The sequence below is a fragment of the Lactobacillus sp. ESL0684 genome (assembly GCF_029392675.1).
Lineage (GTDB): Bacteria > Bacillota > Bacilli > Lactobacillales > Lactobacillaceae > Lactobacillus.
Map to the genome: position 1 here is coordinate 1277846 of NZ_CP113941.1, position 13391 is coordinate 1291236.

The window sequence follows — 13391 nt, forward strand, 5'->3', positions numbered from 1 at the left end:
CATACCAAAAACCGCTTAACTAATATCTAAGCGGTTTTATTTTTTTATTTTTTATGGTAGAACAACCATTTTCGAGCTTCATCAATTAATACAAGTGGAATTGGTAGACAAGCTAGAAATAACCAATCGGTTGGTAATAATTGGTTAGTATTGAATATTTGTTGCAATCCTGGAGTTATTGTCAAAATTAAAAACAAAATGATTTCAAAAATAATTCCATACCAGATATTATGGTTACTGAACAACCCTTTTTGAAAAATTGAGATTTTATTTGTACGACAATTTAAAACATTAGCAATTTGGGTAAAAATAATCGTTCCTAAAACCATAGTAGTTGCACGTGCATATACTGGACCGTTAGCAGCCAAAGCTACATTAGGCCAACCATTTTGCAAATTAACCAGCAAATATGCACCAACTGAAATAAGGCTGGCAATCAAACCATACCAGAAAAATGCCCGTCTAATTACTTGCCGATTTAACAAATGTTCACTACGTTTACGTGGTGCTTGCTGCATAATATCAGGATCCACTGATTCACTTCCAAGACCTAAAGCAGGTAACATATCAGTTCCTAAGTCAACTGTTAGAATCTGCATAACCGTCATTGGTAATGGAATTAGACCACCTGAAAACAGGAATAAAATTGATGGAAAAGCCTCAGGCACATTCGAGGTCAAAATATAGGTCAAAAACTTACGAATATTACTATAAACGGCACGCCCCTCTTCAATAGCAGCTACAATCGAGGCAAAATTATCATCAGTCAAAATAATATTAGCTGCATCTTTAGCAACATCTGTTCCAGTTAAACCCATTGCAATCCCAATATCCGCCTGCTTTAAAGCTGGCGCATCATTAACACCGTCGCCTGTTGAGGCCACAATCTCACCATTTGCTTGCAGCGTTTTGACTACCCGATATTTTTGTTCAGGAGCTACTCTAGCAAAAATAACTTCTCCTCGCAGTGCTGCCCGCAAATCAGTATCGCTCATCGAACTTAGTTCACTACCAGTAATTACACGTGCTTTATCTGAAGTTAACCCGATATGGACGGCCACTGATTTAGCAGTTAATTCTGAATCACCAGTAACCATGATGATTTTTATTTTAGCCTCATGACAGCGACGAATTGCAGCATAAATTTCTGGTCGTGGTGGATCACTCATTGTAGTTAAGCCGACAAAGACCAATTGTTGTTCTGCATCAGCAATTGTTAGCTGATTGACATCATTATTTGCTGCAATTACGCGGTAGGCTAGTGCCATGCTACGCAAGCCTTGGGCAGCATAGTTGGCATTGACTTTAGCAATCTGCTTGCGGTCGTCTTCAGATAGCGGTCGAACCTTGCCTCCAGCTTGAATTCGGTCACACTGTTTAATCGTGTCACTAAAAGATCCCTTAGTAAAAACAATATTCTCTGTCTCAGTTAAATGATGAATCGTTGACATCCGTTTACGCTCAGAATCAAATGGTAATTCTCTTAAACGCGGATACTTTGCTTGCTCTGTTTGTAAGTCAAATCCTGCTTTTTGCGCCATAATTACCAAAGCCGCTTCAGTTGGCGTACCAAGAATCTTTGGTTTGCCATTCTTTGTTTTACTAGGCTGAACATTAGTATCATTGTCTAACGCGGCAATTTGTACAGCCCTTGCTAAATCCGGATTAGCTGAATAAGTTAATTTTTGCCCTTTAAGTTCAACTTGACCATTATTTACATAACCATTACCAGTTACAGTATATTCATTTTCAGGTGTCCATAGATAGTGGACGGTCATTTGGTTTTGAGTCAGAGTGCCAGTCTTATCGGAACAAATAACCGTAGTTTCGCCCAAAGTTTCAACAGAATTTAACTCTTTAACCAAAGCGTGCTTTTTAGCCATTCTACGAACACCCTGTGCCAAACTCAAGGTAACTGTCGGCAATAGCCCTTCTGGGATAAAGGCCACAATCATCCCAAGTGCAAAAATAAAGGCTTTGGCAAATGGATATTTAACGATAAAGATTGCTGCCAACAAGAACAATACCCCTATTGAAACAGCAATAATCGATAATTGCTTAGTTAGCCGGTTAAGTTCTTCAGTTAAAGGACTAGTTACTTGTTCCTGTTTTTGAGTCAATTGTGCAATCTTACCAAATTCAGTATTCATTCCTGTGTTAAATGCAATCGCTTTAGCACTCCCAGCACTAACGGTAGTTCCAGAGTATACCAAATTAGTTTCTGCATAACTACCTTCCCCTGGCGCATATTTAGTTGATTTAGCAGTTGGAACAGATTCACCAGTCAAGGCACTTTGATCAACTTGCAGCGAATTGGTACTGATTAGCCGTGCATCTGCAGGAATCGAATCACCAGCCTGCAAAATAAAAACATCCCCAGGAACCAATTGCTTAGCATCAATTTGCAGCCGTTTACCAGCTCGAATAACATCGACATAAGTTGGCAGTAAGTTGTTAAGTGCAGCTGTTGCTTTCTTAGCAGCCCGCTCTTGCCAAAAACTAAATAAACCATTAATGATATTCACTAGCCAAATTGCAATTCCAAGACCAACAGTGCCACTAATAATCGCAATTGCACCTGAGATCCATAATAAAATTGCCATGGTACTCAGGAAGTTCTTTAAAAAAGCCTTCCATTGTGCTTGTTGTTCGGGCTTTTTAATTTCATTAACACCATACTTTTGCAAACGCTGCTCAGCTTCATTGTCGCTTAATCCACTATCAGTCGAATGCAAATTAGCATAAACTGCCGTAAGCTCATCTTCAGCATAAAGTTTACGAATTGTATTTTGATCCATTAGAGTCGCCTCTCAGACTTTCCGCCCTGAAGTAATATCAAGGTCACAAAATAACATTTCTTAAGAAAAACACGAAATTCTTTATCCTTGCTTGTCGTGTTATACTTATTAAATTAAGTATATTACAATGTTCAGATGGAGGCATGAATATGAAACTATTAATTGGTGGCTACACTAAAAATAAGGCTACTGGTATCTATGAATTACCCGTTACTGAGGGGCAACCAATCAAAGTGGGACAAGCTCAAGAAATAATTAAAATTGGTGGGCCAACCTATTTTGTTAAAGATGAGCAACTGCTCTTTACTATTAATAATGCTGGTGACAAGGGCGGTATCAGTGCATTTAAATTAACTGAGCAACATTATCAAGAAACCGACTCCGCATTGAGTACTGGTTCTTCTCCAGCCTATATTGGCATTAATCGACCGCACAAGTTGCTCTATACAGCTAATTATCATACAGCAAAATTAGCCGTATATTCCTATACTACTGCTGGAAAATTAACCTTACTTGATTCAGTAACACACAAGGCAGACAATTTAGGACCAAGACCTGAACAAATAGATGGTGCACATCCTCACTTCTTCGATCAAACACCACAAGGCAACTTAGTTAGTTGTGATTTAGGCAATGATCGGGTCGATTTCTACCAATTTAAGAATCAAAAGCTCCAACACGTCGCTGAATATCAAAATGAGGCGGGTTTTGGTAGTCGGCACCTAGTCTTTAGTCCAGATGGGAACTATTTTTATGTCGTAGGTGAATTATCAAGCAAGATTAATTTAGTCAAATTTAATGAAGAAACTTGGCAATTTGATAACTTGGCAACTTATTCGACAATACCAGCAAATTACACTGCACATAACGGAGCAGCCGCTATTAGAATGAGCAGTGATGGAAAATTCATTTACGTTTCTAATCGTGGACATAATTCAATTACCGTCTTTAAAGTTAAAGACGACCATACTTTAGAAATTAGTCAACGCATCTCCACCTTTGGCGAATTTCCACGTGATTTCAATTGGGATCAGGCTGAAAAATACGTCGTGGTTGCTAACCAAAATACCAATAATGCTACTTTATATGAGCGTGATGCTGATAACGGGGCGTTAACTCCGCTTCAAAAAAATATTCAAGTACCAGAAGGAACTTGTGTAGTATTTGAAAATGAGTAATTGCTGTTAATCCAATCAAAAGTGTCTGGGAAAAAACTAGACCCTTAAAAGCAAAAAATCCGTTAGAATCTTTGCGTTCTAGCGGATTTTTCATATACATTCTAGCCTAACCTTGTTATTATTAAATTACTACAAAAAACAAAAAAGGTGGGCTTTTCATGTATCAAAATTATATCACAGGTCAAACTGCTTTAACACTCAACTTTGACTTTTCTATTCCTAAAAATCATCTTGCTCAGGTTATCAGTGATTTTGTCGACTCGATTCCTGCCGATGTGTTGCTGGAAGACAATTCAAATACTGGTCGGCCTGCCTATCACCCAGCAATGATGCTCAAAATACTACTCTTTGCCTATTCTAGACGCGTTTTCTCTGGTAGAAAAATTGAGCGGATGCTCACAGAAAACCTCCCGATGATGGTCATAGCTGGTGGTAAACATATTTCATATCATACGATCAATAACTTTAGAGCTAGTAGCCATACCAATCAGCTGATTAAACAAGCTTTTGTCTATTTTACTAATCTTTTGCAAGCAGAAGGGTTGCTTAGAGAAGATGCTATCTTTATTGATGGGACTAAAATTGAAGCTGATGCTAACAAGTATACTTTCGTTTGGAAAAGAGCTGTCGAAAAGTTTCATACTAAGTTAAAGGCTAATGCAGTTGAGCTTTATGATGAATTAATTCAAAAAGAAGTAATCCAAGCGATTACTGAAGAAGAAGCACAAACTAGTCAGGGTCTGGCAATCATGGCAGAACAAACAGAAACTGTCATCAAGCAACTAGATGAAGCAATCGCGGCTGAGCCGAAAGTAATTCCTGGAGGTTCAACTAAAAAACGCCAAAGGCGAGGCCTTAAAAGAGTCTTGCATAAGTTGCGTCAGGATTTTATCCCCAGAGCAGAAAAGTATGAACAGGCGCAAGCAACTTTTGGTGAGCGTAATAGCTACTCAAAGACCGATCATGATGCCACTTTTATGCATATGAAAGAAGATCATATGAGGAATGGTCAGCTTAAACCCGGATATAATATTCAAGTGGCAACTACCAACCAATATGTAGTAGATTATGCACTTTACCCTAATCCAACAGACTTCAAGACTTTAGAACCTTTCTTAAAGCAAATGACAAATTTAGACAAGTTCCAGAACATCGTTGCCGATGCCGGCTATGGCAGCGAATATAATTATTCTATGCTTGAAAATGAGTATGAAGATAAACAATATTTTATTCCTTACAGCCTTTACGATAAGGAGCAGACTAGAAAGTATCAAAATGATCCCACCAAGCTGGCGAATTGGACTTATAATGAGCAAGAAGATTATTACCTTGACTGGCAAGGTGTGCGTTTTAATTTCAAACGGTATGGTAAGCGGAGGAATAAGAGTACGGGGTTAATCTCTGATCTAAAAATATATGAAGCAGATGAGTTTCAGTTAACAGCTGAATTAACTGAGCTAGCCAAAACTAAAAGCGGACGCCAAAGGCAGGTGCAATACAACCCCAATTGGCAATATTTAAAGGCAAAAGCTAAACAAACTCTTCAAAGTAGCGAAGGCAAACTGATCTATAGCTATAGAAAAACGGACGTAGAGCCAGTCTTTGGACATATGAAGAACGTTTTTGGTGTGCGCAGAACACACTTGCGAGGGAAGAAAAAGGTCGAAACCGATGTAGGCTTGATGTTCATGATGATGAATTTGAGCAAATATTGGAGTAGAAGAGGTGGCGGAAAACTTCTTTTACAGGAAATAAGCAATAAAAAACAGATCAAGATTTTCTTATTACGAAAACTTGGTCTGTTTTTAAGTCTGAAGAGTTAATTTTTCCCAGACACTTTTGATTTTCTTGCTTAAAAGATTAGCTGTTTTTTTCTAATAAGCGCATTTGCTCCCAAGATTCAATTGCTAGATGCCACTGGTGACCGCTAACGATTTCGTCTGGCGCGGCTTTAGGTACAAAAATTGCTCCCTTAATTTTAATGCCATCAGGTAAAGGCTTAAATTGATGGAATGGAATATTATTAATCTCGCTACCATCAGATGCCAAAACTGGATTACCAACTGAAAGAATTGGGTAGTCAGGTTCACGTTTAATTGGTAAATTGATATTCAAGTCACCTTCCTTAACTACATTAACAAACATATTAGTCGGTTCACCGTACATGCCGAAAGTTTCCATAACATGCAAGCCATTATCACCGTGACCTGTCATAATAAAGTGCTCTGGATTAGTTTCATATTCAGTCTCGGCATTTCCATTTGCTGCGGCATCTGGGCTTAAACCTTGAGCTAAGACTTGTGGATCAACACCATGAACCTCAAATTCCGTCACACCCGCTTTCATCGGATCGCCCATCTTAAAGTCTTTGTTGATATCCTTCCACATTTGATCACTCAAAGCAATTTTATCATGGTAAAGATTTTCTAATTCACTAGCTGAGTATTGACTCCGAGTAGCAACATTAACTCGTCTAGCATCAGTTTGGGATAATGCATCAATTTCCGAGTCGGATAAATCTTGACCATTATTTTTTACCGAAGCACCTAAAGCCTTCATTTCATGAAGAACATGTTTATTTCTTTCATATTCAATTGATTCAACTTGATCATAAAAAATTTCATGCCCATTCATGTAAACCTTAATATCTAACTTCATCGTTTTGCCTCCTAATTTTGTCGTTAAAAATAGTATTTAACTAAAATTTATTGAAACATTTTGTAACACCAATTGCAAAAAAAGCCTCTTATATTTATTGGTACAAATTTGCAAGAAGTGTTACATTAAGCTGATTAGTATTTAATTACTTATAGAGGAGTTATATGTATCAAGGAACTAAACGTAATTATGCAGCAAAAAAAGCAATTGTTGATGCCTTTTTCCGATTATTAAGAAAAAAGCATTTTTCAGATATTAAGGTTACCGAAATTGTTAACGAAGCCAATGTTGCACGCGTTACCTATTATCGTAATTTCTATTATAAAGAAGACATAGTTAAAGGGTATGTTGAAAATCTCCACCAGGAATTGATACAATTTACCGAAGCATCTCCAAACTTTGCAAATATTTTGCTACCAAAAAATTTTAACTGGGTTTTGGTAAATGCCTTTACTTTAGCCAAGAAAAATAAAACTAATTTTTTATTATTATATGATAATGGTTTTAGCAACTTATTATTAGACTTATTTAACGAATATGCCGAAAAAGTCCTAGCTAGTTACCACAATTTAGACAAATACCGAGTACTAATTATTTCAGGGTCTATTTTTAACATCACTATTCAATGGTTAAAAAATGATACCCCTGAATCTGTAAATGAGCTTGCAGCTAACTTAGTAAAATTGCTATCGATTGATGATACTTAATAAAAAATAGTGCTAGTTTCCTTTAACTAGCACTATTTTTTATCTTTCCCCATAAATTAGTCATATCAAGTGGATCATTAATTTTTAGCTCTATTTTTTGCTGTTGCATGAATGGATCAGGAAAAGCTAAGTAGTAGCAATTCAATGCTTGTCTCTGAAATCCATCAGCTATCCCATAAAGTTGGTCACCAAATAAAGGATGACCCAAAAACTGCATATGAACTCTAATTTGATGTGTCCGACCAGTTAATAAACGCAGTTCTACTAGACTTGCACCATCAACTTGTTCAAGTACCTGGTATTGCGTTTGAGCTTTTTTACCACTTGTAGTAACACTACGCTCTATAGCCTCACTTGATCGTCCAATTGGTGCATCAATCAGGCCTACTGCTTCGTCAGACGCAAAATTACCGTGTACAATTGCATGATATTTTTTAACAAAATCAGTCTTAGAAATTTTACTAAAACGCGAGTGTGCAATCGGATTTTTGCCAACTAATACCAATCCTGATGTATCTTTGTCAAGACGAGTTACAACGTGTGGCTTGAGATCTGGCTGATTTTTTCGCGCAAAATAGCCTAACACTCGATTAACCACTGCACTATCATCCTCAAACCTAGAAGGAATCGATAATACGCCAGCCGGCTTATTTATTACCAAATAATTAGTAGTTTCTTTAACTATTGCTAACGGTAAGTTTGAGGTATGTAGCCATACATTACGCTTTTCTTGGCCTGGAACAAAAATAATCTCATCACCCAAATGCAACTGATAACTGGTATAGCGGCGCTTATGGTTAACCAAAATTAATCCTTGGTTATGTTTAGCATTATTAATTGCCTGCTTAGAAAAGCCGTGCTTAAGTAAAAATGCCCCTAATTTTGGGGGCATCTTTTGTTGTACAACTAACTTAAACAGCGTCATGATTATCTCCAATAAAGGCACTCTGCACTCGTGACCAAAAATGGGTATGACCGAAACGATCAAAACGGATTTCCTTATGCGAAATTCGATAGATAATTTTTTTAGCATTGTGTACATCAATTCTGCTGCCATCAACCGTCATCACAAAATGAGTTGCATTTGGCACAATCGTTATCCATTGCTCAGGAGCAATCACAATTGGTGATGACAAAGTTCTGAAAACCCGATTATTAATTGAAGCAATCTCTGCCATTTGTAGTGCCCGCAGCTGCGGGTGAATCACTGCGCCACCAAGTGACTTATTATAGCCAGTCGAGCCAGTTGGTGTTGAAATACATAAGCCATCGCCGCGAAAGTTCTCAAACAACTGGTCATTAATATAAACATCAGCCTCTAAAGTATGCGATACCCGCTTAACAGCTGATTCATTTAATGCCAAAAAACGCTTTTTCTCATTTGCTTCCGTAACCAATTCCACTTCAAGTAATGGATACTTCGCAGACTCAGCTTTATGTAAGAGTAAGGCTTCAACCATTTTATCAATATCAGAGCTGTGCCAATCAGTATAAAAACCCAGATGTCCCGTATGGATACCAATAAAACGAATAGAGCTAATTTGCTTTTCATAACGATGAAAGGCGTTAATCAGGGTGCCATCTCCACCCACTGTAATTACTACATCAGGATATTTAGCGTCAAATACGATTTCTTTCTTCTGTTCCAGCAAGTCCTTTAGACGAGTTACGACACGCAAAGTTTCTTGATTAGTATTATGCGCAATCGTTACTTTCATGATTTTTCCTTGCCCTTATTTTTTGTAAAAACCTTCTGTGCTTCTTGGACTTCATCTTTTATAAGCGACATTTCTTCATCAAGTTTATATGCCGTCTCTGCAGTCGACTTTAAGCGTTGTGAAATATCATCGGGATATACTCCCTGATATTTATAATTCAATGTATGCTCAACAGTGGCCCAAAAATTCATTGCTAGAGTTCTAATTTGAATTTCAGCCAAAATTTTTTTGGCACCTTCAGGCTGATAAACCACATAAGAAATTACCATGTGATATGATCGATATCCAGATGATTTAGCATTTTGCACATAATCGCGCTCTTCCATAACATCCATATCATCACGTGCATGAATCAAGTCAACCACTTTATAGATATCATCGACAAATTGGCAAACAATGCGAATCCCAGCAATATCTTGCATATCAGTTTCAATTACTTCCGGACTAATCACACGTCGCTGCATCTTTTCTTTAATTGAATCGACACTTTTGACTCTGCCAACTACAAATTCAATTGGCGAATGTTCACCTTTAGTTAAAAAACCTTGACGCAGGCAGCGAAATTTAACTTTTAACTCATTAACCGCTTCGCCATATGGCCACAAAAAGTTGTCCCAATCTATCTTCATAGAAATAATTCCTTTCTCAAGCAATATTCTTATTTTACCATATAATAGAGATAAACAGATTGGAGTAAACAGATATGTCACAAAATAATGAAATTGAAGCTAAAACGCTTTTACCAAAAACTATTTATCAAAAAATTTGTGCTGATTTTCCAGTTAAAGCAAACTTTAATCAGGCAAATTACTATTTTGATACTCAAGATGAATTGCTAAAAAAGCAACAAATTAGTTGTCGGATTCGTATATTTGCCGATCATGCCGAACAAACATTAAAAATTCCTGGTTCCCTAACAGCAAGTCATACATTTCATGAAGCAATTGAAATTAATGATGAGCTTACACATATAAAGGCACAGTCACTAGTGCAGCAGGCACAAAACCAGCATAGCTTAATCTTTAATGGTAGTGTTGGAAAATATTTGCAAAAAAAGTTTCCCAATAATTGTAATTTATGGTTACAAACTTTTAGTAAAACTCACCGTATTTTATTAATCGGTCCCAAAGATTGTGAATTAACTCTTGATGCCACCAAATATCCAGATCTTTATGAAGACTATGAATTAGAAATAGAAAATTCTAATCCAGATTTAATCAATACTATCCTTACTAAACTTGAGCGAAACTATTCATTTACACAAAATTCAACTAACACAAATCAAGCAAAAATTGGCCGCGCACTTTTGCATAAAAATTAAATGTGATTGTATGAGCTTTTCTTTTGTTTTAATGTCAGATATTTGGTAGAGTTACTAATGACTAAAACTGATGAGGTGTTATGCCATGTTTGAGATATTTCTCTTTGTTAATCCAATTGGTGTTCATTGTTACAATACTGAAGTTGCTTTAAAAGAAGCTCTTAGTGAACTTAATATTGATATTTGTTTTCATTTTATTCCCATTAATAGTGCTGAAATCATTAAGGGAGACCTTATTAGACGCAAGAAAATGGGCCAAAAAATTAATGATATACCTCAATTTACGATGGTATCTTATCAAGCTTTAAGGGCTTTTCACGCAATTAGATTTACGTATGGCCAAAAGAAAGCACGCACGTATCTGTTTAATTTACAAAAAGCAATCAGTGCTGATTTTAATGACTATTCTGAAAATTTACCACAAGAAATTGCGGAAAAGTTAAATATGAATTTCGCTAAAATTCGAGATGCAAAAGTCAGTCATTATATTGACGATTCAATTAAGCGAGATCAAGATTTAGCAGAAAAGCTAAATGTTCATAATATTCCTACTACGATTATTTATAATCAAAGTGGTAATTATAATGGTATCTTACTTGAAGGAATTGTCGCCCATGATAAACTGATTGATATTTTTAAGAATAGCGCTAATCAACCACAGCCAAAACAAGCTAAGTATTTTGCATCTAGTCATTTACGATTGATTTAAGGTATTTGGTAATATTGTTATCTGCTGTAACCTGACGAAAATCATGAAAAACCCAGGTGGGTAAATCTGCTACTGTTAATCTTTGTTGATATAACTGAGTTGCAATTTCTAATCCTACTTTGGTTTTTTGGTTTAGCTGATTTTGTAGATAATTTTTTTGCCTTACTTGGTCAACCTTATAATGCTTAAGCTCTGGAGAAAATTGCCATAATGCTTGTAATCCCTGTGCAGTCAATCTAAATTCTTGAGTTTGATAATGTAATTCATTAACTAGCGGTTCAAGCAGAATATTATATTTTAACCTTAAAATTTCCTGACTTGGATCTACTTCTAAATAATAATCGTGCCACAATTGATTTTTACGAAAATAAATTAATTGTGACTTTTTTATTTTGTGCTTCAAGAAATGCCTTTTGCCAACTATCCAAACATCACAGATCTTTATCTGCTGATATAGCGCATGTCGATGTGCAAATTCCCTGCTACTGAGCGGTGCACACTGCACCTCAAAGGCTAGTTGTGAATTTGCTAAAACATCTGCTCGCAAGCGCCCTTGTGCTAAACTAATTTCCTGACTAGCTGTTTTAAAGCCCGCAGCGACCAGCCCGCATTGCAATAATCGTTTACTCTGAGCATGCTCTGCTTTTTCACCTAGCGACTTATTATTTTGGGCAAAATGCTTAAAATAGGGTTGATTAACTTTAGTCACCAATTGTACTTCTTGGTAACATTTAGGACAAAAATACTGTGGTTGCGGTATTTTTTTAGCATGTTGCTTAATTAATTGGGCTTCGGCTACCGCTAATACTAACTTATCATTTAAAAGTGCTGCATACAAAATTATCACCTAATAATAAATACGCAAAAAAGACAAGTGTTACCTTGTCTTTTTTATTTATTATTCGAAAAATCAATCAATGTGCAAAGCAACCCCGTAATTGCTCTAATGCAGCAGTTTTAATTAAGCATTTACCAACAGTTCTAACCCTGGCCATTTCTTCAGACTTAACTTGAACGCCATACTCATTGGCAATTGCCCATGCATCAGCCGGCTTAAGTTCAGCATAATTTTCATCGTTAAAGGATAACTCTAAGTAAAATCGGTCATGCTCATAGTACAGTGCCGAGTTTAAATCACTAACCTGCAGGCTATTAGCTAGTTCTCCTAGCACACCAAAATCTTTAAAGCTATATGCCTGTTTTTTTTGAAATTTCCAGAAATTCTTACTAACCTTAGGTTGCGAAGCATTTCTTTGTTCAGCTTTGCGCCTATTAAGATCTTTAAGTTCCTGATTTACATAATTTTCATAATACTCAGCATCTTTTTCATCATCAAATATTTCATCTAAATCATCATCAGCATCTAAGTCTAAAAATGAATGCCGCGGATCATCATCCAATGGTTGATTAACGTCATCAAGAAAACTTGATAGTTCGTCATTCTTATTTTCCCTATTTACCTTGCTAATTAATAAATCTAGACCTCCATCATTTGGCATAACCTGAAAAGTGACCGGATTATCTTCGCTAAATGAATGATCAGTATCAACTTCTTCTAAAATTGAATAAAAGAATTGTTGAATTTTATTTTTATCACCTAATAAATCTAATACTTTAAGTCCACGCTTAGCTAATTCACTTTTATTAATTCTAACACGAATAGTGTTTGCATCAATATGCTCAACTTGCACGAAGCATCGCCTCCCTCAACTTCTTCTCTTTATTGTAGCCTATTTTGGAAATAAAATAAAAGCGTTAGCTAAAAAACTAACGCTTTTTTATTAATAAACTTGAACATTACAGATCTGCAATCTTTTGCATTTCTTCTAGTTCAAGGCGACGAACCTTTCTTGGTAAGAACCGACGAATTTCATCTTCATTATAACCAACTTGCAAGCGACGGTCATCCATAATAATTGGACGCCGTAATAAACTTGGATTCTTCTCTACCAAGTCAAGTAATTGGTCAATAGATAAGTCATCGAGATTAACTTTTAGCTGTTGAAAAGCTCTTGAACGCGTAGAAATAATTTCCTCGGTGCCGTTTTCCGTCATCCGTAGAATCTGAATCAATTCGTCTTTAGTAAGGGGTTCTGAGAAGATATTTCTTTCTTCGAAAGGAATATCATGCTTCCTTAACCAAGCCTTAGCCTTGCGACACGAGGTACAACTCGGAGATATATATAAATTTACCATATATTTCACGCTCCTTTGAATATTGCTACATTTACCTTAATTTCATTATAGCATATTACTTGTCTTTTGTAAGTAATGACCGTTATTTTTCGATTTATATATCATA

At 36.3% G+C, this 13391-nt stretch carries 13 protein-coding genes; 5 read left to right on the top strand and 8 right to left on the bottom strand.

From position 1 onward, the window contains the following. Positions 1–44: 44 nt before the first annotated feature. The gene (locus tag OZX56_RS06185; protein ID WP_277139292.1) at positions 45–2798 is read right to left on the bottom strand and encodes a cation-transporting P-type ATPase; all 2754 of its coding nucleotides are present in this window, start codon (positions 2796–2798) and stop codon (positions 45–47) included. A 149-nt stretch (positions 2799–2947) separates the two neighbouring features. On the opposite strand from OZX56_RS06185, the gene OZX56_RS06190 reads away from it, so the two are divergent. Next, positions 2948–3976 (top strand): lactonase family protein, encoded by a 1029-nt coding sequence (locus OZX56_RS06190; RefSeq protein WP_277139293.1) that lies wholly within the window; start codon positions 2948–2950, stop codon positions 3974–3976. 158 nt (positions 3977–4134) lie between these two features. Further along, on the top strand, positions 4135–5799 hold the full coding sequence (locus tag OZX56_RS06195) for an IS1182 family transposase (RefSeq protein ID WP_277139294.1): 1665 nt from the start codon (positions 4135–4137) through the stop codon (positions 5797–5799). A gap of 37 nt (positions 5800–5836) precedes the next feature. On the opposite strand, the gene OZX56_RS06200 is transcribed toward OZX56_RS06195, so the two are convergent. After that, a complete protein-coding gene (locus OZX56_RS06200; RefSeq protein ID WP_277139295.1) occupies positions 5837–6634 on the bottom strand; it encodes a hypothetical protein in 798 nt (265 codons plus the stop codon). A gap of 164 nt (positions 6635–6798) precedes the next feature. Between OZX56_RS06200 and OZX56_RS06205 the strand changes: the two genes are divergently transcribed. Continuing rightward, positions 6799–7341, top strand: coding sequence for a TetR/AcrR family transcriptional regulator (locus tag OZX56_RS06205; RefSeq protein ID WP_277126178.1), 543 nt, complete (start codon positions 6799–6801; stop codon positions 7339–7341). Between the two features lie 22 nt (positions 7342–7363). On the opposite strand, the gene OZX56_RS06210 is transcribed toward OZX56_RS06205, so the two are convergent. Genes OZX56_RS06210 through OZX56_RS06220 form a run of 3 tightly spaced genes read right to left on the bottom strand, consistent with a single transcriptional unit; the run spans position 7364 to position 9688 of the window. After that, positions 7364–8269 carry an RluA family pseudouridine synthase gene (locus tag OZX56_RS06210; RefSeq protein ID WP_277140361.1) on the bottom strand — a complete coding sequence of 302 codons (906 nt, stop codon included), beginning with the start codon at positions 8267–8269 and terminating at the stop codon, positions 7364–7366. Beyond that, positions 8253–9059, bottom strand: a complete 807-nt coding sequence (locus OZX56_RS06215) for an NAD kinase (protein ID WP_277126177.1) — start codon at positions 9057–9059, stop codon at positions 8253–8255. Before OZX56_RS06215 ends, OZX56_RS06210 begins: the two co-directional genes overlap by 17 nt. Then, positions 9056–9688: a GTP pyrophosphokinase family protein gene (locus OZX56_RS06220; protein ID WP_277139296.1), complete on the bottom strand. Its 633-nt coding sequence runs from the start codon at positions 9686–9688 to the stop codon at positions 9056–9058. Before OZX56_RS06220 ends, OZX56_RS06215 begins: the two co-directional genes overlap by 4 nt. Before the next feature lie 74 nt (positions 9689–9762). Here OZX56_RS06220 and OZX56_RS06225 point away from each other — a divergent pair, with 74 nt between their 5' ends. After that, the gene (locus OZX56_RS06225) at positions 9763–10380 is read left to right on the top strand and encodes a CYTH domain-containing protein (RefSeq protein WP_277139297.1); all 618 of its coding nucleotides are present in this window, start codon (positions 9763–9765) and stop codon (positions 10378–10380) included. A gap of 85 nt (positions 10381–10465) precedes the next feature. Then, complete coding sequence (locus OZX56_RS06230) at positions 10466–11089, top strand: DsbA family protein (RefSeq protein ID WP_277139298.1); 624 nt, start codon at positions 10466–10468, stop codon at positions 11087–11089. On the opposite strand, the gene OZX56_RS06235 is transcribed toward OZX56_RS06230, so the two are convergent. From OZX56_RS06235 to spxA, 3 genes are all read right to left on the bottom strand, one after another. Further along, complete coding sequence (locus OZX56_RS06235) at positions 11067–11936, bottom strand: competence protein CoiA family protein (protein ID WP_348635952.1); 870 nt, start codon at positions 11934–11936, stop codon at positions 11067–11069. The two genes, OZX56_RS06230 and OZX56_RS06235, sit on opposite strands and share 23 nt — an antisense overlap. 67 nt (positions 11937–12003) lie before the next feature. Continuing rightward, positions 12004–12780 carry an adaptor protein MecA gene (locus OZX56_RS06240; protein WP_277139299.1) on the bottom strand — a complete coding sequence of 259 codons (777 nt, stop codon included), beginning with the start codon at positions 12778–12780 and terminating at the stop codon, positions 12004–12006. Between the two features lie 106 nt (positions 12781–12886). Then, complete coding sequence (gene spxA / locus OZX56_RS06245) at positions 12887–13285, bottom strand: transcriptional regulator SpxA (protein WP_277139300.1); 399 nt, start codon at positions 13283–13285, stop codon at positions 12887–12889. Between the last annotated feature and the right edge of the window lie 106 nt (positions 13286–13391).

Excerpts from the sequence above, each read along its gene's own strand:
- OZX56_RS06185 (WP_277139292.1), bottom strand. The coding sequence starts at position 2,798 with ATGGATCAAAATACAATTCGTAAACTTTATGCTGAAGATGAGCTTACG.
- OZX56_RS06190 (WP_277139293.1), top strand. The coding sequence starts at position 2,948 with ATGAAACTATTAATTGGTGGCTACACTAAAAATAAGGCTACTGGTATC.
- OZX56_RS06195 (WP_277139294.1), top strand. The coding sequence starts at position 4,135 with ATGTATCAAAATTATATCACAGGTCAAACTGCTTTAACACTCAACTTT.
- OZX56_RS06200 (WP_277139295.1), bottom strand. The coding sequence starts at position 6,634 with ATGAAGTTAGATATTAAGGTTTACATGAATGGGCATGAAATTTTTTAT.
- OZX56_RS06205 (WP_277126178.1), top strand. The coding sequence starts at position 6,799 with ATGTATCAAGGAACTAAACGTAATTATGCAGCAAAAAAAGCAATTGTT.
- OZX56_RS06215 (WP_277126177.1), bottom strand. The coding sequence starts at position 9,059 with ATGAAAGTAACGATTGCGCATAATACTAATCAAGAAACTTTGCGTGTC.
- OZX56_RS06220 (WP_277139296.1), bottom strand. The coding sequence starts at position 9,688 with ATGAAGATAGATTGGGACAACTTTTTGTGGCCATATGGCGAAGCGGTT.
- OZX56_RS06225 (WP_277139297.1), top strand. The coding sequence starts at position 9,763 with ATGTCACAAAATAATGAAATTGAAGCTAAAACGCTTTTACCAAAAACT.
- OZX56_RS06230 (WP_277139298.1), top strand. The coding sequence starts at position 10,466 with ATGTTTGAGATATTTCTCTTTGTTAATCCAATTGGTGTTCATTGTTAC.
- spxA (WP_277139300.1), bottom strand. The coding sequence starts at position 13,285 with ATGGTAAATTTATATATATCTCCGAGTTGTACCTCGTGTCGCAAGGCT.